Consider the following 21,448-nt stretch of genomic DNA (forward strand, 5'->3'; position numbering starts at 1 on the left):
TGCAAGGATATCATCGATTGGCCTGCAGTTCGGGCAGATAAAATCTCATCTCGTCGTTCCCGGCACCGAAACTGTGCGTGACCGCAGTGTTTGGTAATCTCTCAGCCATCCAGGCGCTGCAGTTCACCCCGTTGACGCATGGCGCCCGTTCTGTATAGAGGTGGGTTATTCTGCCTTCATCTCCCTGCCTGAGGAACGGTATTCCTATCATGCGTTCTGAATGCCGGTACCCATTGCTGCGCGCGACGAGGATGAAGTCGTTCTTGCCATTCGCGCCAGCCACTCTGGCCGCCGCGTAGTTGTTGCTCTGAAATTCTCCCTTCCTGTCCAGCCCGCCGTAGCTCTGGTCTGCATGGCGGGCCAACTGTGTTGCCACAGAGAGATCAGTACTCCCCGCCGTCACCTGTTGCGACGACACCTGCGGCCGCGGGACTTCCTTGCCTTCCTTATCCGATTTGAGCTTGGCGTTCTGTTCACCTTGCCGTGGGCGCCCAATGTTGGCTTCGTCGAGCCCAAGACGGTCTTTGTCTTCTTCCGTAAGAGCGGAATGACTGCCATCGGAGTGCAGTCGACGGATACTTCCATCGTCGGCCATATGGTAGACCGGCGTCTCGCCCTTGGCGATCTTCTGAATTTCTGCCGCATGCTTGGCATCCGCCTCAAGATAGTTGTGCGAGACTTTCTTGAGGCGTGCATGTGTGTCGTGATAGAGGGCTTTGATGGCCTTGCCGGCGTCCTCACCGAGCGCCTTGCCCAGTTTCTTTGCGCCGTCCTCCAGCGCCGCCGTGATCTTGTTGGTCATTCGAAGGACATCCCGGCGGCCCGAACCCTGAACTCCTCCGCGTGCGAGGCCACGGTGCTGGCGTGGGCCTTCATCAGCTCCGCACGGGTCCGGAGATGCTCCGGATGGACGGAGAAGCCGGTCCCTGCTTCCCCGGCATCGGCCGACACACCGAGCGCGGACTCGGTGGCTTTGAACATCAAGCCGCTCGCCGCCTGCCCGACCACCTCGATCAGCGGGTTGACGGCGGCTTCGATGACCTCGCCGATGATGTACTGCTCCAACTGCTGCTCGAGGTAGTCAACGGCCTTTTCCGCCGCCTCCACGATCAGCGCCTCGGCGGCCTCGGCGAGTCCGAGCGTGGCGACAGCGGCTGCCTGATCGGCCACGAATGATGCAGCCAGGGCAACGAGTTCTGCAATGGCAGCCTCCTTCATGCCCACGATGACGTCGGCAGCCATGTCCAGCGCGGTCGCTACGGTGTGGCAGGCGGTCAGCAGCTCGGACATGTGACTGTTCGACATCTGCCCCCACTTGGCGAGCAGTGCGTCGTATGAGGGCCCCTGGTACACGTCAGCCATCTTCTTGATGGTGGCCGTGGAGTCCTGGTGTGTCTCGTCCACCTTCCGGGCGAAGTCACGTATGTGCTCAGCGAACTCCCGAACCCTGTCCTCGTTCACGTTCGGCCAGTTGACGCCGATGAACTGGAGCAACGAGACGACTTCTTCAGGTAGTTCAAGGGCCAAGGTTCCTGCTCCCCCGTCAAGTCGACCACGACTCAACCAGGTTCGCGCGGATCCGCTCGTTCGATGCCACGGCAGGGCAAAAGTTCGACAATGAAACGCGCTAACGCCGTATCAGACCGAGGGGCACCGAACGCGTCTGCGGCGGGTCAGCACGTCGCCGTCCGCGACTGCGAAAGGGCTTCCGAGTGGCCACGTTGCCTGCAACATCCCCTGCCCTCGCCGGACGCACTGCTCAGGCGTCCTCCAAGAGCGGCTCAAACACACCGCCATGCCGACCGGCATCCCTGTGGAACGGGCTTGCTCTCACTCATCACTCCACAACCGCGCGGCGTTGAGGCCAAGTGCGTAGGAGCCTTCGCTGCCCGCGATCGTGAGGCAGAGCCGGGAATCGGCCAGGGCAGGACGATCCGGGGCAGTCGTGCAGGCGAGGGAGGAACACGGAAGAAGCAGCGGGACGGTGCGAACCCTGCCGGAAGGGAGATGCCACAGGTGGAGTGAGGCGTCATTCCAGGCGACGGCGAGGAAAGGGCCGACGGAAGTCTGCTGAGTGGTGATGGCGGTGGCGAGGGCGGGCCGCTGCTCGACGGGACGGGGCATGGGGTCCGCGAAGGTTTTCCAGAGTCGGACGGTGCCGTCCATGGCCGTGCTCATCACCAGCGTTTCCCCTTGGCCGGGAAGGACCAGGCACGTGACGGCAGTGATGGGAGCGGAGTGCAGGACACGTGAGAGGGGGGCGGGCTCAGAAGCCTCCAGGTCCCAAACGTGGACACTCCCCTGCTCGTCACCGATCACGACGAACCTGCCGCAAGGACTGTGTCCGAGGGCACTGGGCCGCAGATCCGGATGTCCGAGACCTGCCTGGCCGTGGTGGGTCGCGATGAGGCCGAGGACGCTTCCCGGCTCTTCACCGGCGTGGTGAAGAACGCCAGTGTCACTGAGTAGAAGTACGCCGTGCCCAGCGTGAGCAGCCATACCGTCGAGGCGGGGCATTCCGGCTGCCGTCTGCGGGGTGGGGACGCCGTGCCTGCCGGTAGCAGCCTCCACCTCAAAGATGCTTCCCAAAGGATCAGCGGCCAGGATCGTTCCCGGCTTGCCGGGCATGGCCGCCAGGGCACTCACGGCCATGTCCTGTCGGGCCCAGACAGCCGCGTAGGCGTGGTCTGCGAGGAGGGGCTGCAGGTAGCGGGCGAGGAGGGGGCTGGGCCCCAGGGCGGCCGTGTGAAGTATGGCCGCCCGCTCGGAGGTCTGGTACTCGACGTCCGAGAGGTGGGGCGCGGCCAGCCTCCATGTCTGCCGAAGGCCTCGCGGGGCGGGGGTCCGCTCATCGGTCAGACAGGCGGCGATGGAAACGGTCGACCCGTGGAGCAGGAATCCGGGGTCGCCGACGAGCGCCGCGATGGCGGGCCCAGGGTCGGGCGCGGTCAGTGCCCAGTCCAGGGCATGTTCACGGACGGTGTCGGAAGCCTTGTCCCACCGCACGCGCCCCTCGGGAGTGCGTGGAAGTGGAGAGTCGTCCTCCGTGGTCGGAGCCTCACCGTACTTCGTGAACGGCTCGTCGCCGACGTCGATGGTCGTGACGAGCCCGGCGCCTGGCAGGCCGTCGAGTAAGCCGGTGTCGCCGACTTCGACGACGGCACGGGTCTGCGGCAGATCCAGAAGAGGGGCGAGGAGATCACGGACCAGGGTCGCTGGGTCGGCCGCCGGGCGGTCGGCTGGACCACGGCCGGATCGGTGCAGATCCACCACCAACACCAACAGCGGCCTTCGGTCCACAGCCAGACGCTCCAGCAGCCGCTCTGCCGAGAGCGGCCCGTAGCCGAGTTGGCGCCCGAGGTCCCACGCGACAGCATCCGCGAAGAGTCCCTCGGCCAGGACCGTCGCGTGGACCGTGGTCGATGGATGACTCGCGGAGCCGGCGAGGAACCAGGCCAGCAACTGGCTTTTCCCGCTGCCCCGTCCTCCGCGGACCAGGCAGAGCTTGGACTTGTCCGGCGGGGCGCAGGCCGCCCACTCGAGCAGGGCCGATGCGTCGGTGGCGGCGACCCCGTCGAGTAGCGGCCATTGCGCGATGTCCGGACCCGCGGACGTCGGGGAGAGGCTCACTGTTCCGCCGCCGTGTCGTCGTTCACCGCAGTGCCGACGTTCTCGCGCAGCAGGCGGATACCCTCCGCGCGGGAGTCGGCCGTCTCCCCGTAGGGGAAGGTGTGCGTCATCGATTCCACGTGCGGGAAGACCTCGGCCAGCCACATGGAGCAATAGTGGCCCGGCATGAAGCAGGGCTGCAGGTCGGTGTGGATGCGCAGGACCTGCTCCGCACGGACGCCGGCGGCCTGCAGCCTGTCCCACAACCGCTCTTCGGGATGGGCGGCGATCGCGCCGGCCTGGGTGACGATCCGCTTGCCGTGCTCGGCGTCGACATACTCGAAGGCCGCGTAATTCTCCGCGCTCGCGGTGTCGCGGATGTCGTCCAGGACCCGGGGCCACCAGTCCTCCCGGTCGCCGAAAGCCGACGGGTCGCAGGCCTGCAGGCGTTCCCGAAGGGACTCGAACGCCGAGGCAGCCACGGCAGGTTGGTCGGTGGTGACGATGACGCGCAGGGCGTCAGCCAGTTCCAGGAGACACGAGGCGAAGGCCTCGGGGGAGGAGCTCACGAACCGCCGCTCCTCGTCGTAGTCCAACAACACCGCCCATACGGCGCCACGCGGGTCGGCGCACAGTTCGAAACCGCCGTCGCTGCCCAGCCGCGCCCAGGAAGCGCACTCTTCGCGGGCGACACGGCGCCCGGCTGCGGCGGCGTACGCGCCCAGCGCCACCGGGTCGCGGTCGAGAGTGGTGAAATACGGGCCGACCTTGCGCGGTACCGAGATCCCGGCGAGGCGGGGCACGGGGGACTCACCGGACTCGTGGTCGCCGGCCGGACCGAAAGTCCGGAATGTGGGTTCGTCGATCACCAGAGGTGCTCCTTGGGCTCCGTTCCAGGCTGCGGTGTTGCGCGCTGCGGGCTTGTCGGTGTGACCGTCAGTATTGCTCCGATTCGTGGTCCTCATCGAACCAGAGGGTCGGGAGTGACTCAACGCGGCGTTGTCGACAGGGCTCATGATCGCCTACGCCCGACATCTTCTCCGTTGCGCCCGGCCATCCCCCGCGGCGGCTCCATGTCTTCAAGGCGCCCCCAGAACCTCTTCGCCGCCCGGAACGTCGTGCACGTGTTCCAGCGAGGCGTCCTGCCCCATCCCACAGCCGATGCCTGCGATGTCGTTTCGGCCAAGCTCACCGCTGGGCTCCTCGGCGGACTCGACACGCAGGTCGCCAAGGCGGCCGACGCCGACACCGTCGCCCACAAGCGGCTTTCTGCCAACGCACCTCCGTGAAGCTCGATCCGCATCCCGGCCAACCGGCCTCAGGCGGGATCGCCACCGCGTCGACCACACAGCACAATCGCACTGCAGCGTCCGGCGCCCGTCGGCGGACCCGCCTGTCCATGCCTGCCGCTGCTGCCGGCCCGGTCGCAGACCGAGGCCATCGGCAAAACCACTGCACACCGACGAGAGGCGGGCAGTTGCCAACCGACGATCACCACCCGTACGTTCTCGACCCGGCAGGTCGCGACATACGCGCGGAGGGCGCCCATCTCCGCGCCCGTGGCCCCGTCACGAAAGTGATCCTTCCCGGTGACGTCCCGGCGTGGTCGGTCACCAGTCACGCCCTCCTCGAGCAACTCCTGACCGATCCGCGGGTATCGAAGGACCCCCGTCAGCACTGGCCGCGATTCATCGCCGGGGAGATCACCCCCGAGTGGCCGCTGTACGCCTGGGTCTCTGTCACCAACATGTTCACCGCCTACGGCAGCGACCACCGAAGGCTCCGCAGACTGGTGACGCCGGCTTTCACCGCCCGCAGAACGGCCCAGCTGCGCCCTCGGGTCGAGCGCATAGTGGCGAGTGTGCTGGACGATCTGCCTGACACCGCGATCGACGGTGTGGTGGACCTGCGGCAGCACTTCGCATACGTGATTCCTGTGCAGGTGATCACGGAGCTCATGGGTGTCCCTGAAGGCTCCATGGCCGTCGGCATCCGCGCCTGCATCGACAACATCTTCAACACGGGACTCGGTCCAGAGGATGCTGCCGCCAACTATCGCACCACCTACCACCTGCTCAACGACCTGATCGACTACCGCAGGAGGCAACCGGGGGACGATCTGACGAGTTACCTGATCTCCTCTGGCGACACCGACGAGTCACTGACCGAGGCGGAAGTCGTCGACACGCTCCTGCTGATCATCGCCGCCGGCCACGAGACAACCGTGAACCTGCTCGACAACGCCGTCTACGCGCTGCTGACCGCACCGGACCAGCGCGACCTGGTCCGCACGGGCAAAGTCACCTGGATCGATGTCATCGAGGAAAGCCTGCGTGTCGACGCCCCCGTGGCCCACCTGCCCCTGCGTTACGCCGTCGAGGACATCAGCATCGCGGGCACGACCATCCCGAAGGGGGATGCCATCCTGGCCTCCTACGCGGCCGCCGGCCAGGACCCCGAGCACCACGGCCCATCAGCAGGTGCCTTCGACGCAACCCGGGACGTCAAGGACCATCTTGCCTTCGGCTACGGCGTTCACTACTGCCTGGGCGCGCCGCTCGCCCGCATGGAGGCAGCCACTGCGCTCCCGGCGCTGTTCGAACGCTTCCCGTCCCTCGCACTGGTCCACTCCCCCGCGCGTATCAAGCCGGTTCCTTCCTTCATCTCCAACGGACACCGGAGTCTGCCTGTGACCCTGACTCCTGGCGGAGCGGGAACATAAAGGACGGCTTACCGCACCTGCGGGCCTGACCGGCGGACGACTGCCTGGGCGGTTTCGTTTGGGACAGGGGCGTCCGGAAGGTACTCGGGGACCCGTTCTAGGTGGCGCGGACGGGACGAGGGATGAGTCCGACGACGGTGCGGCAGGGCGGCTGCGCAGAGGGCAGGCGGCCTGACCGCCTGTCCGTGCGACGATCATGATGCCTACGTGATCTGGCGGATCGGGAGGACTCGAACTGGCCCCTCCCCCGGCCGCCGGGATGGCCCCCTCGAACCAGCTGATCGCCTTCCGCTGCTCCCGCATCCACGCAGACGGCCCCTCCCGCCTGACCGACATCGACCTCATCGTCGTCACGCCGACGGCACCTCCGCACCAGGACGCGACCGCGTCAACCGCGTTGAACGGGCCGCGGAGCGGATGGCGAGCATGAGCACGCGCGTGGCCTCCTCTTGAGGACGGCACGTCGGAGTGAGCATGATCGCCTCATGCATCGTCGTGCGGTGACCTTGGACAAGATCGTTTTCGAGGACTGGCCGGCCGTTCACACGTGGGCGTGCCTCGCGGAGGCGTGCCGCTATCAGGTGTGGGGGCCGAATACCGAGGATCAGACGCGGGACTTCGTGAAAGAGGCGGTCAAAGCCTGGTCGGACAACCCTCAGCGCCGGTTCTCCTATGCCGCCCGCCTCGGGAGCAACGTGGTGGGCATGGGTGAGCTGCACGTTCGTAGTCAGATCCAGCGCCAGGGCGAGATCACGTATATCGTGCATCCGGAGTTGTGGGGCCATGGCATCGGGACAGAAATCGGGCGGCAGCTCCTCTCTCGTGGCTTCAGCGAGGTGGGGCTTCATCGGATCCGTGCCACCTGTGACCCGCGGAACACGGGCTCTTCGCGGATACTGACGAAACTCGGTATGACGCATGAGGGACGCCTGCGTCACACCCAGCTGCTTCGGGACGGCTGGCGAGACTCCTTGATCTTCAGCATCCTCGAAGAGGAGTGGCACGACGGTGCGGGGACCCCCGCACCAACTGCGTGAGCAGCATGGACGAACAAGCCCACCGACCGACAGTAGGCGGGCCTTGGACATCGGAGCCAGTCAGCCGGGACTGGTGCGGAATGGATGTTGCCGCGGCAACAGATCACGGAAGCCGGCGCATCGGGCGGCATCAGGGCGGGTCGGCATCGCGGCCCTGGGGACGGCCGACAGGGCGACGAGGACGACGGCCTGCTGTCGGGGTGTGTTGTCGGGCAGGCGTCGAGGTCTACCATTCGAAAAGCCCTCGACATGCTCAACGCTATCTTCGCCGCCCCCTGTCCGACCACGTTCTGCCGTCTCGATGAGATCGGTCTGGAAACCGTCGGGCAACGCCTTGAGCCGGATCGGGCGGTGATCGAGTGCCGGCACCCAGCCGCGTTCACCGATTAGCGGTCAGCACTGCCGCGAGGCCCTCTTGTAGATCTTTGACGAAATACTCGGGCACCTCCAGCGACGGGAAGTGTCCCCCGATTTCGGGCGACCTCCATCGGACGATCTGTCGGTACCGCTCCTGTGCCCAGGCGCGCGGACACTTCTCGATGTCGCGGGGATACATACTGATTGCCGACGGGACGTCGACCCGAAGTTCGGGATCGAGCGAGTTGTGGCTTTCGTAGTAAATGCGGGCCGACGATGCGCCGGTCCGCGTCAGCCAGTACAGGGTGACGTCGTCGAGAACGCGGTCCCTGGAAATCGTCTCGAACGGGCTGTCTTCGGTGTCTGACCATTCGGCGAACTTGTCGAGGATCCAGGCAAGAAGTCCGACCGGTGAGTCGACGAGCGAGTAGCCGATGGTCTGCGGTCGGGTCGCCTGCTGCTTCGCGTACGCCGCGCGGTGGCGCCAGAAATCGCGGGTTTCCTCGGTCCACTTGCGCTCGACCGCCGTCAGCCCGTCCGTTGTCAACCCGGGCGGTCCCTCCGCGAACGTTGAGTGGATGCCGAGAACGTGCGCCGGGAACCTGCCGCCGAGAACCGTGGTGATATTACCTCCCCAGTCGCCGCCGTGGGCTACGAACTTGCTGTAGCCGAGCCTTCCCATCAGTTCCACCCATGCGGCCGCGATCTTTTCGGTTCCCCAACCGGTGGTGGCCGGCTTGTCGCTGTAACCGAAGCCCGGTAGCGATGGAACCACCACGTGGAACGCCGGCGCGTCTGCATCTCTCGGATCTGCCAACTCGTCCACTACATCGATGAACTCGGCAATGCTGCCTGGCCAGCCGTGGGTCAGGATCAGAGGAGTGGCATCTGCGCGCGCGGACCGGCGGTGCAGGAAGTGGATTCCCAGATCGTCAATGGTCGTGCGGAACTGGCCGATCCGGTTGAGGCGTTCTTCGAACGACCGCCAGTTGTACCCGGTGCGCCAGTAGTTCACGACATCGACGAGGTCGGCGAGGGGAACGCCCTGTTCCCATCGGCGAGGGTCGGGCGCGGCGCGATAGACCGTCTCGGCCTCCGGTAGCCGCGCCGCGGCAAGTCGCGCGCGCAGATCGTCGAGGTCAGCGTCAGTCGCGTGGGCTTCAAATGCTTGCACGTCGCTGGTTGCACGGGGCATGAGACCTCCTGACCGTCATGGAACCATCTAAGACGGTTCTAGCAGCTGTCCGAGCCACACTGCAACCAGCTAAGGTGGTTCCATGCGTGCTGCGTACCCCGACTTCCGCCTCGGCAACGTGCTGGCGACCAGCTTCACGGGGACTCTGTCGGAGCGTCATGGCAACGCCGTGGAGCGCATTCCCACGCCGCAGCGACTCGTCGACTGGCTGGCAGTGAACGGTCTCGCCGTGGACTCCTGCACCGCTGCCCAGCTCGACCTCGCCCGGGAACTGAGGGAGTCGATTCACGCCGCCGCGACAGCGGCCGCGATCCAGGACGCTCTCCCTCCGTCTGCTGTCCAAGTCATCAATGACTGCAGCGCTCGAGGTCGGGCCGCGGCGATCCTGACGCCCGAGGGCAAGCGGCAATGGCGGCTCAGCTCGGCTTCCTGCGTGGAAGATGCCCTCAGCGTGATCGCCGCCGACGCGATCGCCATCATCGCCGGCGAACGGGACGGAAGATTGGCCTTGTGCGCATCACCAACCTGCCAAGCCGCCTTCTTCGACACCAGCCAAAGTCGCACCCGCAGATGGTGCGACATGAACACGTGCGGCAATCGTCAGAAGAAGGCGCGCTTCAACGCCAACCGGCGTAAGGACCCAAGATCAGCGGAGTGATCGTTACCTCGGTACATCCAAGTGGGCCCCAGGCCTGCGACACATCTGTCGCGTGGGGTGCGGTCCGGCCGCGTAGGGGTCGCACCCTGCCGCGGTGACCCCGTCCAACAACCGACCGTTTATGAGAATCGGGGCAGAAACCGTGCTGCGCCATCCCGGAGAAACGGGACCAGGCCGCCGCCCACGGGAAGAAGAACGTGCGCCTCACCTTTCCCGGCGGGCGCTGACAGGCGAATACCGTCACGCGCCAAGGTGGCGTTGGGTGCTCATTGATCACGACCCGATACGCGCCCTGACGCCGCGTTATTGGGCCTCGGGGAACAATGGAACGTGGACGGCGGTCACAACCACTGCTGCACCTACGTCCCAAACGAATGAGCCTTGCCGACGCATCATCGCTGAAGCAGGACGGCCCCGACCAGGCGAGCGCTCAGGCGGGGATGAGTGCTTCCCACTGATCTCGGCTCGGGCCGTCGTGTTTCGGCGTGAAGTCTGGGTGGGCAGCCAGCCAGGCGGTGAGGTGTCGGTCCACTTCGTCGGTGCCGTAGGCGTCGTCGGCCAGTCGCAGGAGATGGCGGACCTGGGCTCGGGCTCGCATGACGACAGGATCCTCAAAGGCGCAAGCGGCCAGGGCGGCAGCCCGCCGGTCTGCGGATGATGAGCCCTCGGCGAGGCGTTGCTCGTCGGCGCGGTCGGCCTTCACCTGCGCGTCGAACCATGGGCGGAGGGCCTGTGCTGCCCACGTGTGGTACCCCATGGGGTCCGCAGCGATCTGGTCGACATGGGTGGCGAGGTACTGGGCGGCACGCAGGCCGAGGGCCGCGCCGTGGCCGAAGGTGGGATTGGTGTGGATGAGGCTGTCCCCGGCGTTGACCAGGCCGGTGACGACAGGTCCGTTATCGTCGGCGAGGGCGGTCCAGCGGTTGTCCAGGCCGGCCATCGCCAGGACGGCGGATCGTGGCTCTGGGGCCAGGTCGAGCCAGGCGGCGGTCGCGGGGAAGTGGCGGGCGACGGATTCGAACACGGCGGGGTCGGTGAGCGCGCCACGGGTGGGATCACTCGTGGAGAGCACCAGGCTCACCGCGAACGTGTCGTTGTCGGAGGGGAAGACGCCGCCGAGCGCGAATGGTGCGGCCGAGCCGGTCTTCACCCGTCCCGGATCACGCGGGCCGTCGGCGCGCAGGCGGTACCAGCGGCACAGATAAGCGATCCCGGCGCGGTGGCTTTCGACCGCGGGCGGGCGGCAGCCGGCCGCGATCAACCAGGCGGGCACCGGCGAGCGACGACCGGACGCATCGACGACGAGGTCCGCCTGGTGGACGTCCGCGCCCACCTGCACGCCGGTGATCCGGGCAGGACGGCCCTCCTGGAGGGTGAGCGCGCGCACCCGGCAGCCTCGCCGCACCTCAACGGTGGATTCCCGCCACACCGCCGCAGTCAGGGCGGCCTCGAGCACGATGCGGCGGGTGCGAAGGGTCACCAAGTCCTCATCGCCGGCTCGATGCGGCGGATGCTCACCGAACCAGTCGAACTCGTGGTACTCCCGGGCCCCCCGTGCCAGCAGGTCCCTATAGACATCAGGGGCCTCCGCACGCAACACGGTGCGGACGGGTGCGAGCAGCGAGTGGGGCTGGTTGGCCTGCGGGACTCGAGGCCTGTCCCAGTGGAAGAAGTCCCGGTCCAGGTCCCCTCCGGCCTGCCGCGCGTCCTGCTCGAACAACGTGACCGTGTGGCCCCGTCGGCCAAGCATGAGCGCCGTCCCCAGCCCGCTGATACCCCCGCCGATCACCGCAACCCGCGCCACCGAACTCCCCTTCGCGTCGTGTTGCGGAATGAGCCTACTGCCTGCCGATCTCCAGTCCCGAACCAGCTCGTCCGTCGCGGTGCAGGGGGCGAGGCTTCAGACAGATATCTCACTGCCCCAGCCCCAACACGGCGGTCGAACGGCATCAAAGGCCATCTGCATCGATCTTGTCTGCCGCCGCGAAGCGACGCCCCAAGTCCCGCTCGGGACGGTCTTCTTCGCCGCCGTGCGTGCAGCTGCATGTGATGGTGTTGATGGGGCTTTTTGCACCTCGGCAGCGATGCTCTTCCCGTCAGTTCCTCCAGCCTTGAACGGTGTGGGGACAATGACGAGCATGAGCAGGCTGTTCTTGGACGTGCGCACTGGTGGGGCGATCAGCGATGTGCAGGGTCGCCGATCATGACCCATGACTGGCGGAAGGACCGCATCGGTAGCGCGGTTCGGGGCGTGAATCCCACGGTGCTCCGGAGGCTGACGGCAGGGTTCGCAGTGATCGGGGACGTGCAGTTCCTCCCGGGGTACTCGGTGCTCCTGGTGGATGATCCTTCGGTGCAGCGGCTGTCGGAGCTTCCGAAAGGTAACCGGTTGGCGTTCCTGGCCGACATGGACACGCTGGGCGAGGCTGTCGAACGTGCCTGCAAACGGCTGGATCCGGCCTTCCGGCGGGTCAATCTGGAGATCCTGGGAAACACGGACCCGTTCCTGCATGCGCATGTGTGGCCGCGGTTCGACTGGGAGCCGGACGATCTCGTGGGGCGGCCGGTGTGGCTGTATCCGCGCGAGCGGTGGATCGACGAGCGGTATGCGCTCGGCCCGCAGCACGACGTCTTGCGTGAGGCGATCGGCGAAGAACTCGACCAACTGGCGTACTGATGTGTCCGGGCCGCCGACCGGCAGGTCGGCTGCAGGGGTGTTCGTGAAGCTCAGCCGGGATCGTCCGGGGGCGCAGTCGAGGAGTTCTCCGCAGCGGGATCATGTCCACTCCGTCTGGCATGGTGGGCCGGGCGGCTTCCGGGGTGGCCGGCAGAGCGACGATGGTGACGGGCTGCCGGCAATGCGGGCAGTTGCGGGTCGAGGTCGGTTCCGCAGGATCACGCTCGACGCCGGCCGGGCGAGTGCTGCCGGGGCGAGCGGCGGGTTTGGGCGCTGGCGGAAGTTCCGTAGCTGTTCTTGACCCCTGACCGTGAGGTGGGTACGGCTGGATGGCTTGGGGTGTGGGGGCTGGTGGGGCGGCTCGGCGGTATTGCTGGGAGTGCGCTGATCGTTGTCGCAGACGATGTCGGCGGAGGAGGTGTTGGCGCAGGTCACGCCGCCGGCGCCAAGGTGGTCGAGTCACGGCGAAAGGAGCGAATCGGCCGTCTGGCCGGCCGGCTCGACCCGCACCACCGGCAGGCGTTCGCCGCCTCGCTGCCCCGCACTCCTTGAAATGGCCCGGCTCGCTGAAAATTCCCGGCTCGCTGCCCACCTACCCAACAGGCCGACGACACCACTTCCCCCTATCCCGTAAGGAAACACGGCATGCCCATCCCCCACGCCTTCCCCCTGGAGCCCACCCCGATCCATGTGTCCGACGAGGTCCTCGATGACCTGCGCGCCCGTCTCACATCGACCCGTCCGCCGCTGGACGAGGGGAATGAGGACTGGTCCTACGGCGTCCCCGACAGCTATCTCCGTAAGCTGGTCGCCTACTGGCGGGACGACTACGACTGGCGCAAGGCCGAGGCCTCCATCAACGTCTACGAGCACTACCAGGTGAGCGTCGCCGGTGTTCCGGTGCACTTCATGCGCAAGCCCGGCCGCGGCCCTGGCCCGATCCCGTTGATCCTCACCCACGGCTGGCCGTGGACGTTCTGGCACTGGTCGAAGGTGATCGACCCGCTCGCCGACCCGGCCGCGTTCGGAGGCGACCCCGCCGACGCATTCGAGGTCATCGTGCCGTCCCTGCCTGGCTTCGGCTTCCCCGGCCCGCTCACCGGCTTTCCGGACGTCAACTTCTGGAAGGTCGCCGACCTCTGGCACACCCTGATGACAGAGACCCTGGGATACGAGAAGTACGCCGCCGGGGGCTGCGACATCGGCGGGATCGTCTCCAGCCAGCTGGGCCACAAGTACGCCGACGAGCTGTACGGCATCCACATCGGCTCCGGGCTGCCCCTCGACTTCTTCACCGGCCCCCGCGCCTGGGACTTCGCCCGGAACCGGCCCCTCATCGACGACCAGCCCGCAGACGTCCGCGCCCGTATCGTCGAGCTGGACCACCGCTGGGCATCCCACCTCGCCGTGCACATGCTCGACGGCGCCACGCTGGCCCACGGGCTGAGCGACTCACCCGCCGGACTGCTCGCCTGGCTGCTGGAGCGCTGGAACGCCTGGAGCGACAACGGCGGCGACGTCGAGTCCGTCTTCACCAAGGACGACATGCTCACCCACGCCACGATCTACTGGGTGAACAACTCCATCGCCACGTCGATGCGCTACTACGCCAACGCCAACCGCTACCTCTGGGTCCCCGCCCACGACCGCGCCCCGGTCGTGCAGGCCCCGGTCGGCCTCACCCTCGTCACATACGAGAACCCGCCTGGCATCCACACCGCCAACGAGCGCGTCCGGGCGTTCAAGACCGGCCCGCAGGCCGATTGGTTCAACCACGTCAACGTCAACGCCCACAGCCACGGCGGCCACTTCATCCCCTGGGAGAACCCCGACGCCTGGGTGAGCGACCTGCGCCGCACCTTCCACGGTCGCAGGCCCTGAACGGCCCGGCGTGGCGGTTCTCGTTCGGCGATTCGGGCAACCCAGGGCGGGGCCAGAAGCGGGCCTCCGGAACTCAGCCCGTTTACGGCTGTCGAGAATGGGCCGCTGGCTCCGTCCTCGGTATACCGGTGGCCTCAAAGGGCCGCGCACCGCAGAGGGAGAACCGTCATGACGCTTCAGCGGATGGACAACGTCGGCATCGTTGTCGAAGACCTGGACGCCGCCGTCGCCTTCTTCACCGAACTGGGCATGGAGGTGGAAGGCAAGGCACGGATCGAGGGCCTCTTCGCGGATCAGGCCGTCGGACTCGACGGAGTCCGCAGCGACATCGCGATGATGCGGACCCCGGACGGCCACGGCAGGCTGGAGCTCGCGCAGTACCACACCCCCGCGGCGATCGGCGACGGATCGCACAACCCGCCACCGAACACGCTGGGCCTGCACCGGGTCATGTTCGCCGTCGACGACATCGACGACACCATCGCCCGCCTGCGCCCCCACGGCGCCGAACTAATCGGCGGGGTAGCGCAGTACAAGGACATCTACCGCCTGTGCTACCTCCGCGGCCCCTCAGGCATCATCCTCGCCCTGGCCGAACAGGTCAGCTGACGGCCCTTCACCGCCGCACATCGGCGCCGAAAGCGCCTCCACATCCCGGAAGGTCGTCCACGCCGACACCTCTATTCCCTGCCTCATCCGTGATGGCCTGGCTTACCCTCCTGGCGAGTGACGGCATACCGATCTCCGCTATGCGATGTACGCCACTGCGAGGCGAAGGTGTCGTCGGCTTTGGCCGTGAAGACGGTGGCCGTTGTGTCGCTCATGCGTGGCATCCTCCCCCGTCCGGGTGGGGACGCCAGTCACGGACTCATCGATGCGTTCGCTGCCGTCCGGCGTGACGCCACAGCTGACTGGCTGTGCGTGTTTCTTCGGGAGTCGTTTGTTGGTGGCCTGCGGAGTAATCCAGGGAGGTGTCGGTTTGATCAATGTCAGTGACTCCTGATGTCGCTCGGCACGCTCGCGTGCCGCAACTGCGGACATTTGAGTGGTTTGTCCTCAGGAAGCCAGTGCGCCACGTGGAGAGTCCTGCGGTATCTCAACTTTCCCCGTCAGCGGCACTGCGTAGGGTTGGGATTTCGGATGAATTATGGGGGCTTGTGAGTCTGAAGAACGCCTACTTGGAGACCGCCGCGCAGGTGTCCTGTGACACCGATTCCTAATGCTGTTTGTCAAGCGGCGAGAGCACTGGGAGGGGCGAGTTCGTAGCACCGTCCGTCGCGTAGGAGCGCCCAGAGGACGTTGACGCGACGGCGGGCCAGGGCGAGGACGGCCTGCGTGTGACGCTTACCCTCGGCGCGCTTGCGGTCGTAAAACCGGCGGGACTCCTCGGAGTGGCGGATGCTGAACAGCACGGAGGTGTAGAAGACCCGTTGGAGTCTGCGGTTGTATCGCTGAGGGCGGCGCAGGTTTCCGCTGATCTTGCCGGAGTCCCGTGGAGCCGGGGAGACACCGCCGAAGCCGGCAAGCCGGTCCGGGGTGCCGAAGACGGTCATGTCGCCGCCGGTGGCGGCCAGGAACTCGGCGCCGAGGATGACGCCCAGACCGGGCATGCTGGTGATCACTTCGAAGGCGCGGTGTTGGCGAAACCGGGCCTCGATCAGCTTGTCGATCTCGGCGACCTGCTGGTTGAGGGCTATCACCTCCTTCGCCAGTGTGTGCACCAGCTGCGCGGTCAGCTTCTCCCCGGGCAGGCTGGTGTGCTGGCGCTCGGCGGCTTGGACGGCTGTCTCGGCGAGCTGGTCGGCGCTGCGAACCTTGCGGTTGCGGAGCCAGGTCTCCAGGCGCTTGCTGCCGAGGCGGCGGAGAGCAGCCGGGGTCTGGTAGCCCGTCAGTAGGGTGAGAGGGCCGGTGTTGGTGAGGTCCAGAGCCCGCTCCAGGCCGGGAAAGATACCGGTGAGCTGAGCGCGGAGCCGGTTGACGGTGCGGGTGCGGTCGGCCACCAGGTCCATGCGGCGGCCGGTAAGAATCTTGAGATCGATGACTGTCTCGTCGCCGGTGCGTAAGGGGTGCAGATCGCGCCGGACGCGTGCCTGGTCGGCGATGATGGCGGCGTCCTTGGCGTCGGTCTTGCCTTCGCCGCGGTAGCCCTCGGAGGCTCGGTGGATGGCCCGTCCAGAGAGGTAGAGCACCGGCTGGTCATGGTGGAGGAGGATCGCGATGGCCAAGGCGGCTCCGCCGTCAGCCAGGTCAATGCCCCAGGTCACCTCGTCACCCAAGGCCAGGACATCGGCGAGAAGTTGGAGGAGTTCGGACTCGTCGTTGGCGACGCGTCGTGACAACAGCCGGCGGCCGCTGTCATCGATCGCGACGCAATGGTGGTGGGTCTTGCCTGCGTCGATGCCGGCCCAGATCGCGGCCAAGTTGTGCCTCCGTACGGTGTACTGCTGGTGCCCCCGACGGACGACCTCGCTGTCGATTCCCTACGAAGCGATCATTCGCAATTCCTAATTGGCAGCCGAGTCGTCGTGGGGCGTCGAGCGGCCAATCGATGGAAGCCACAGACGGCAGAACCTTGAAAGCCACACCCGACGCCCCTGAGTGGGCCAACCATACGAAGGGCTCGCCCTGTCCCGGAGAAGAACGTAGGGAACCTTGATGGATGCCAGTTCGTGCCACCGAAGGTTGAGCGCGCAGGTCAGGGCCCCCTGCCTGTGGCATCCAACCGGGGTGCCTGCGGCTGCCGGAAATCGAGGCAGCGGCGCAGCATTGCTCCCGCCAGCGAAACTCAGTAGGTGTTCGGGTCAAGCCCTGCATACGTTCAGCCGCATGGCTGATGACTGCTTCGCGCATCCACGGCTCGCCGCGATCTATGATCCGCTCGACCCTGACCGCAGCGATCTGGATGCATACCTCCGGATGGCGGAAGAGTTCAGGGCGCGCCGAGTGCTGGACGTCGGCTGCGGGACAGGGGTATTCGCCCTCCTCCTGGCTGACCGCGGGATCGAGGTCGTCGGCATCGATCCCGCCCTGGCCTCCATCGATGTGGCTCGGGCCAAACCGGGCAGTGAACGAGTCCGCTGGATCTGTGGTGATGCGGCAGACCTCCCGCCGCTGCAGGTTGACCTGGCGACGATGACGGCGAACGTCGCCCAGGCTGTCGCTGATCCGCACACATGGCAGAAGACACTGCGGGGAGTCCACGAAGCACTGCGGCCTGGCGGTCATTTGATCTTCGAGACCCGCGATCCGGCCAGACGCGCCTGGGAAGAGTGGACCCGCGAGAGCTCCTACCGCGTGACGGAGATCCCAGGGATCGGCGCGGTCGAGTACTGGGTCGAGTTGATTGAGGTGAGTGGCCCGCTCGTGACGTTCCGCCAGATCTACGTGTTCGCAGCGGATGAACAGGTGCTCACGTCGGATTCGACGCTGCGCTTCCGAGAGCGGGAAGAGGTCGAGAGGGACCTGGTCGCACACGGCTACGTGGTCGAGGAAGTTCGCGATGCGCCTGACCGGCCGGGAAGAGAATTCGTCTTCCTGGCGCGACGTCCCTGACCTCCAGTGACCCACGCCACTCAAACTTCGATGGCACACGCTCAAGGTGCGATGACACAGGACAGCAGGCCGTAACCCTGCTGGACGCACCGGAAGTGGCCGCCTCGTGGGAGAAACCCAGCGCGTTGGCGCAGTGGACCGTCGGCGGTCTGGCCGGCCACCTCGCGTATCAGATTTTCAGCGGGGATCCGGCACTACAGGGACCCGCCTCTGAGCAGGATCCCATCACTGTGCTCGAACACTACGTGCGGGCCGCGTGGATCGACGCGCCGCCCGACGGCGAGAGCAACTCTGGGATTCGAGCGAAGGGTGAAGACATCTCGTCCGAAGGCGTCCGGCGTCTGGTCGAGCGCGTCCATGCCGCGCTCGACCGGCAACGAACCGGTCTCGAGGAGGTGCGGGGCGACTGGGTGGTGTTCATGCGGCAAACAGGATGGGCACTGAGCCTGGACGACTTCCTCGTGACCCGGATGGTCGAGCTCGCTGTGCATATGGATGACCTGGCGATCAGCGTGGACCTCAGCGCGCCGGAACTTCCCGGGACGGCCCTCGATCCCGTGGTTGCGCTGCTGACCCGGCTTGCCGTCCGGCGCCATGGCCAGGCGGCCCTGCTCCGGGCCCTGACTCGCACGGAGCGGGCACCAGCTGCGATCAACGTGTTCTGAACGTTGCGTCAGCTCGCGTCAACCCGTTCGGCTTGGGCTTCGATGTGGGCGAGGCGGTAGGATGCGGTGCCGGTCTGGACGATGGCACCGTTGAAGGTCAGCCTGTCGACGATGGCCGAGGTCGGCGAATTGCTGACGGATGTGCGGCAGCGTGCACATGCGGCATGCCTGGTCGATCGAGGCGGTGGCGGCTTCTTCGGCCAGCCCCGCTTACGTGTCATGATCCCGCTTTCTCGCAGGCCGTGCGGCCGTGCCGTTTCGGAAGCTGGTCGTAGTGGCCACCGTCGGCTGCGGCCGGGTCTCGGGCGGGCGGTGCGACTTCCAGTCGGGCAGGAAGGTGTGACCGTCCCGCCGGTCTCCTCCTGCGGCTGGACGGGACGGGCCGAGACAGGCTTCGCGGGCTCCGTGAAGGTCTCGCCTTCAGCGGCTTGGCGGGCCTCCAGCACGACCGCGTCCGCGGTCGGAGCGGCGGCCCCGTGGGCCGAGGCGAGTCCGGCGACGACGTGTTCGTGCTCCATACGACGGCGCAGCAGCACCTCCATCAGCGCCCGGGTGCTGGCCCGCCTCGTCGTGGGCAGCGCGCGCCACGGTCGCCCAAGCTTGATGGACGGGGTGAACTTCCCTGCGTCTTTGGCCTGTTCGGGGGCCGTCGATCCGGGGAAGGCGCCCGGCTTGCGCAGGAAGGCGTCCAGGTAGTGGTCCAGGACCAGGCGGGACTCGCCCCGGCCGCTGAGGCGTTCGTGGTGGGTGACAACAATGCGGCCGTCGTGGGCGAGGGGTCGCCGGATGAAGCATCGCCGACAGGTGGGGCCGGTGGTGCCGGCCATCGCTCGCAGCACGGCCGCAGTGCGATCAGGCGTGCTGCCGGTATCGGTCGCGCTTTGTGTTCGCCTTTGCGGTTGAGAGCGTGATGTCGGCTATGCTTACCTCGTGTCCACCATGTCCGTTATGTCGACTTCCTTGGTTCCCGCCGGGATCGATGTGGTGACGCGGTATCTCGACCTTGCCGGTGTCTGCTCGTGTGCGCTGTTGGGTGGTGCTGTGGCTCGCACGGCGGGCCTGGACCTGTTCGGGTTCTTGGTGGTCGGCGTCGTCTCCGGCCTGGGCGGAGGTGTGATCAGAGATGTGCTGCTGCAGCACGGTACACCGGTGGCGCTGACCGACTACGCCTATCTGGCGGTCGCCTTCGCCGGTGCCGCGGTCGCGTTTCTGATCCGGGTCAGTGAACAGTCCTGGACCAGGCTTTTCACTGTGCTCGATGCCGCGGTGATCGGGTTCTGGGCGGTCGCGGGTGCCAACAGGACCTTGGCGGTCGGTCTGGGCTGGCTCCCGGCCGTCATGCTGGGCACCCTCACCGCTGTCGGCGGTGGCGCCCTGCGTGATGTCATCCTCGGCCGGGTGCCTGCCGTGTTCGGCGGCAACGGCCTGTATGCCACGGTCGCCCTCGTGGTCGCCGCGATCACGGTGCTCTGCTCGTACCTCGGGATTCCGGGGGTCGGCATCGGCCTGGGTGTCGCCGTGGCCTTGGTCTTCCGGCTCACCGCCGTGCGCTTCGGCTGGAATCTGCCCAGCGGCCTGGACTGGCAGCCCCATTCCCAACTGGCCTCGTTCATGCGGCGCCGCTCTCGTCCCGCCACCGGCCGTGGGGGTGAGTCCCACTCGCGCAAGGAGGAACCGTGAGCGACGGAGCCCGCACGGTGTTGGCCGGCCTGGAGTCCATCCGCTCCGATCTGGAGGACCTCTACAAGGACCTGCACAGGCACCCCGAACTCGGCCTTCGGGAGCACCGCACGGCCAAGAGGGTGTCCGCTGCCCTGCGGGGCTTCGGTTACGAGGTCACCGGCGGCATCGGCGGGACGGGGGTGATCGGGGTTCTGGCCAATGGCGAGGGCCCGGTTGTCATGGCTCGTGCCGACATGGATGCCCTGCCGGTACGTGAGCAGACCGGTCTGCCCTACGCTTCCACGGTCACCGTCATCGGCGAGGACGGCACCGAGCAGCCTGTGATGCACGCCTGCGGACACGATGTGCATGTGGCCTGCCTGATCGGCTGTGCACGGCTGATGGCCCAGGCCGAAGACGCCTGGCGGGGCACCTTCGTGGTGCTCTTCCAGCCCTCGGAGGAGAACGGCGACGGCGCTCAGGCCATGATCAACGATGGTCTGACGTCCAAGGCGCCCCGACCCGACGTGGTCCTCGCCCAGCACGTCCTGCCCTATCCTGCCGGTTACGTCGGCACCCGCTGCGGACCGTTCCTGTCGGCCGCGGACAGCCTGCGCATCACCGTCCACGGTCGGGGAGCACACGGCTCCATGCCCCAAGCCGGGGTGGACCCCGTGGTGATGGCCGCGATGATCGTCGTGCGCCTGCAGACGATCGTTTCCCGGGAACTGGCCGCCACCACCCCCGCCGTCGTCACCGTAGGCAGCCTCCACGCCGGCACCGGCCCCAACGTCATCTCCGATAGCGCCGTCATCCAGGTCAACGTCCGCACCTACGACGACGCCTCGCGCACCCACGTCCTGAACGCGATCGAGCGGATCGTCAAGGCCGAGTGCGAGGCCTCCCGGTCGCCGAAGGCACCCCGGATCGAAAAGATCACCTCCTTCCCGCCCACGGTCAACGACGAAGCCCCGACCCGGCGCGTCGCCAAGGCATTCGCCGCCCACTTCGGCGACCACGCGCACACCATCGACCTGCAGACCGCCAGCGAGGACATGAGTGAGATTCCCAAAGCGTTCGGCGCGCCGTTCACCTACTGGGGCATCGGCGGCATCGACCCCGGCCTGTACGCCCAGGCCGCCGAGAACGGCACGATCGCCCAGGACATCCCGGTCAACCACAGCCCTACCTTCGCCCCCGTCACCCAACCCACCCTGGACACGGGCGTCAGCGCCCTGACCGTCGCAACCCTCGCCTGGCTCGGCACCTGACAGCAGACGTCGTTCTCCCGACCGACCGTCACTGCCATGCCCTCACCGGCGCGAAGCCGGCAGACGGGCCAAGGTGAGAACCCACAGCCCCGGGCACGGCCCGGCGTCGAAAGCTCTCGAAGCCGGCCTGGTCCGGTCCTTCCTTACTTGCACGCAGCACTC

At 66.9% G+C, this 21,448-nt stretch carries 20 protein-coding genes; 12 read left to right on the forward strand and 8 right to left on the reverse strand.

Translation table 11 applies throughout. From position 1 onward, the window contains the following. Positions 1-10: 10 nt before the first annotated feature. From ACFYZE_RS33445 to ACFYZE_RS33460, 4 genes are all read right to left on the reverse strand, one after another. Positions 11-802 carry a nucleic acid/nucleotide deaminase domain-containing protein gene (locus ACFYZE_RS33445; protein ID WP_389002576.1) on the reverse strand — a complete coding sequence of 264 codons (792 nt, stop codon included), beginning with the start codon at positions 800-802 and terminating at the stop codon, positions 11-13. Beyond that, a complete protein-coding gene (locus ACFYZE_RS33450; protein ID WP_389002579.1) occupies positions 799-1,362 on the reverse strand; it encodes a hypothetical protein in 564 nt (187 codons plus the stop codon). Before ACFYZE_RS33450 ends, ACFYZE_RS33445 begins: the two co-directional genes overlap by 4 nt. A gap of 468 nt (positions 1,363-1,830) precedes the next feature. Beyond that, positions 1,831-3,630: a hypothetical protein gene (locus tag ACFYZE_RS33455; RefSeq protein WP_389002582.1), complete on the reverse strand. Its 1,800-nt coding sequence runs from the start codon at positions 3,628-3,630 to the stop codon at positions 1,831-1,833. Next, positions 3,627-4,478, reverse strand: a complete 852-nt coding sequence (locus ACFYZE_RS33460; protein WP_389002585.1) for a nucleic acid/nucleotide deaminase domain-containing protein — start codon at positions 4,476-4,478, stop codon at positions 3,627-3,629. Before ACFYZE_RS33460 ends, ACFYZE_RS33455 begins: the two co-directional genes overlap by 4 nt. 204 nt (positions 4,479-4,682) lie before the next feature. Between ACFYZE_RS33460 and ACFYZE_RS33465 the strand changes: the two genes are divergently transcribed. The 4 genes from ACFYZE_RS33465 to ACFYZE_RS33480 all read left to right on the forward strand — a co-directional run bounded on the left by ACFYZE_RS33465 (position 4,683) and on the right by ACFYZE_RS33480 (position 7,758). Then, the gene (locus ACFYZE_RS33465) at positions 4,683-4,898 is read left to right on the forward strand and encodes a hypothetical protein (protein WP_389002588.1); all 216 of its coding nucleotides are present in this window, start codon (positions 4,683-4,685) and stop codon (positions 4,896-4,898) included. Next, positions 4,895-6,331, forward strand: a complete 1,437-nt coding sequence (locus ACFYZE_RS33470) for a cytochrome P450 (RefSeq protein ID WP_389002591.1) — start codon at positions 4,895-4,897, stop codon at positions 6,329-6,331. The genes ACFYZE_RS33465 and ACFYZE_RS33470 overlap by 4 nt, the downstream gene beginning before the upstream one ends. Before the next feature lie 500 nt (positions 6,332-6,831). Then, positions 6,832-7,368 (forward strand): GNAT family N-acetyltransferase, encoded by a 537-nt coding sequence (locus ACFYZE_RS33475; RefSeq protein ID WP_389002594.1) that lies wholly within the window; start codon positions 6,832-6,834, stop codon positions 7,366-7,368. Positions 7,369-7,452: 84 nt separating this feature from the next. Next, the gene (locus ACFYZE_RS33480; RefSeq protein WP_389002660.1) at positions 7,453-7,758 is read left to right on the forward strand and encodes a hypothetical protein; all 306 of its coding nucleotides are present in this window, start codon (positions 7,453-7,455) and stop codon (positions 7,756-7,758) included. Here the strand turns inward: ACFYZE_RS33480 and ACFYZE_RS33485 are convergent. Continuing rightward, on the reverse strand, positions 7,748-8,920 hold the full coding sequence (locus ACFYZE_RS33485; RefSeq protein ID WP_389002597.1) for an epoxide hydrolase family protein: 1,173 nt from the start codon (positions 8,918-8,920) through the stop codon (positions 7,748-7,750). The genes ACFYZE_RS33480 and ACFYZE_RS33485 overlap by 11 nt on opposite strands. 82 nt (positions 8,921-9,002) lie before the next feature. Here ACFYZE_RS33485 and ACFYZE_RS33490 point away from each other — a divergent pair, with 82 nt between their 5' ends. Next, positions 9,003-9,578: a CGNR zinc finger domain-containing protein gene (locus ACFYZE_RS33490; RefSeq protein ID WP_389002600.1), complete on the forward strand. Its 576-nt coding sequence runs from the start codon at positions 9,003-9,005 to the stop codon at positions 9,576-9,578. Between the two features lie 430 nt (positions 9,579-10,008). Here the strand turns inward: ACFYZE_RS33490 and ACFYZE_RS33495 are convergent, their stop codons facing one another. Next, a complete protein-coding gene (locus ACFYZE_RS33495) occupies positions 10,009-11,382 on the reverse strand; it encodes an FAD-dependent oxidoreductase (protein ID WP_389002603.1) in 1,374 nt (457 codons plus the stop codon). Positions 11,383-11,781: 399 nt separating this feature from the next. On the opposite strand from ACFYZE_RS33495, the gene ACFYZE_RS33500 reads away from it, so the two are divergent. The 3 genes from ACFYZE_RS33500 to ACFYZE_RS33510 all read left to right on the forward strand — a co-directional run bounded on the left by ACFYZE_RS33500 (position 11,782) and on the right by ACFYZE_RS33510 (position 14,745). Beyond that, positions 11,782-12,255: a diadenosine tetraphosphate hydrolase gene (locus tag ACFYZE_RS33500; protein WP_389002606.1), complete on the forward strand. Its 474-nt coding sequence runs from the start codon at positions 11,782-11,784 to the stop codon at positions 12,253-12,255. Positions 12,256-12,900: 645 nt separating this feature from the next. Continuing rightward, positions 12,901-14,136: an epoxide hydrolase family protein gene (locus tag ACFYZE_RS33505; RefSeq protein WP_389002609.1), complete on the forward strand. Its 1,236-nt coding sequence runs from the start codon at positions 12,901-12,903 to the stop codon at positions 14,134-14,136. Positions 14,137-14,304: 168 nt separating this feature from the next. Further along, positions 14,305-14,745, forward strand: coding sequence for a VOC family protein (locus ACFYZE_RS33510; protein WP_389002612.1), 441 nt, complete (start codon positions 14,305-14,307; stop codon positions 14,743-14,745). Positions 14,746-15,365: 620 nt separating this feature from the next. Here the strand turns inward: ACFYZE_RS33510 and ACFYZE_RS33515 are convergent. Next, complete coding sequence (locus ACFYZE_RS33515; RefSeq protein WP_389002615.1) at positions 15,366-16,556, reverse strand: IS110 family transposase; 1,191 nt, start codon at positions 16,554-16,556, stop codon at positions 15,366-15,368. A gap of 406 nt (positions 16,557-16,962) precedes the next feature. Between ACFYZE_RS33515 and ACFYZE_RS33520 the strand changes: the two genes are divergently transcribed. Next, positions 16,963-17,688: a class I SAM-dependent methyltransferase gene (locus ACFYZE_RS33520; RefSeq protein WP_389002618.1), complete on the forward strand. Its 726-nt coding sequence runs from the start codon at positions 16,963-16,965 to the stop codon at positions 17,686-17,688. A gap of 77 nt (positions 17,689-17,765) precedes the next feature. Next, on the forward strand, positions 17,766-18,353 hold the full coding sequence (locus tag ACFYZE_RS33525; protein WP_389002654.1) for a maleylpyruvate isomerase N-terminal domain-containing protein: 588 nt from the start codon (positions 17,766-17,768) through the stop codon (positions 18,351-18,353). Positions 18,354-18,361: 8 nt separating this feature from the next. Here ACFYZE_RS33525 and ACFYZE_RS33530 read toward each other — a convergent pair whose 3' ends face one another. After that, positions 18,362-19,180: a hypothetical protein gene (locus tag ACFYZE_RS33530; RefSeq protein WP_389002621.1), complete on the reverse strand. Its 819-nt coding sequence runs from the start codon at positions 19,178-19,180 to the stop codon at positions 18,362-18,364. A 121-nt stretch (positions 19,181-19,301) separates the two neighbouring features. Here ACFYZE_RS33530 and ACFYZE_RS33535 point away from each other — a divergent pair, with 121 nt between their 5' ends. Further along, positions 19,302-20,033 (forward strand): trimeric intracellular cation channel family protein, encoded by a 732-nt coding sequence (locus ACFYZE_RS33535; protein ID WP_389002624.1) that lies wholly within the window; start codon positions 19,302-19,304, stop codon positions 20,031-20,033. Further along, a complete protein-coding gene (locus ACFYZE_RS33540; RefSeq protein WP_389002627.1) occupies positions 20,030-21,286 on the forward strand; it encodes a M20 family metallopeptidase in 1,257 nt (418 codons plus the stop codon). The genes ACFYZE_RS33535 and ACFYZE_RS33540 overlap by 4 nt, the downstream gene beginning before the upstream one ends. Positions 21,287-21,448 lie beyond the last annotated feature (162 nt).

Origin of the sequence: Streptomyces sp. NPDC001796, from assembly GCF_042892355.1 — a bacterium.
Classification (GTDB): domain Bacteria; phylum Actinomycetota; class Actinomycetes; order Streptomycetales; family Streptomycetaceae; genus Streptomyces.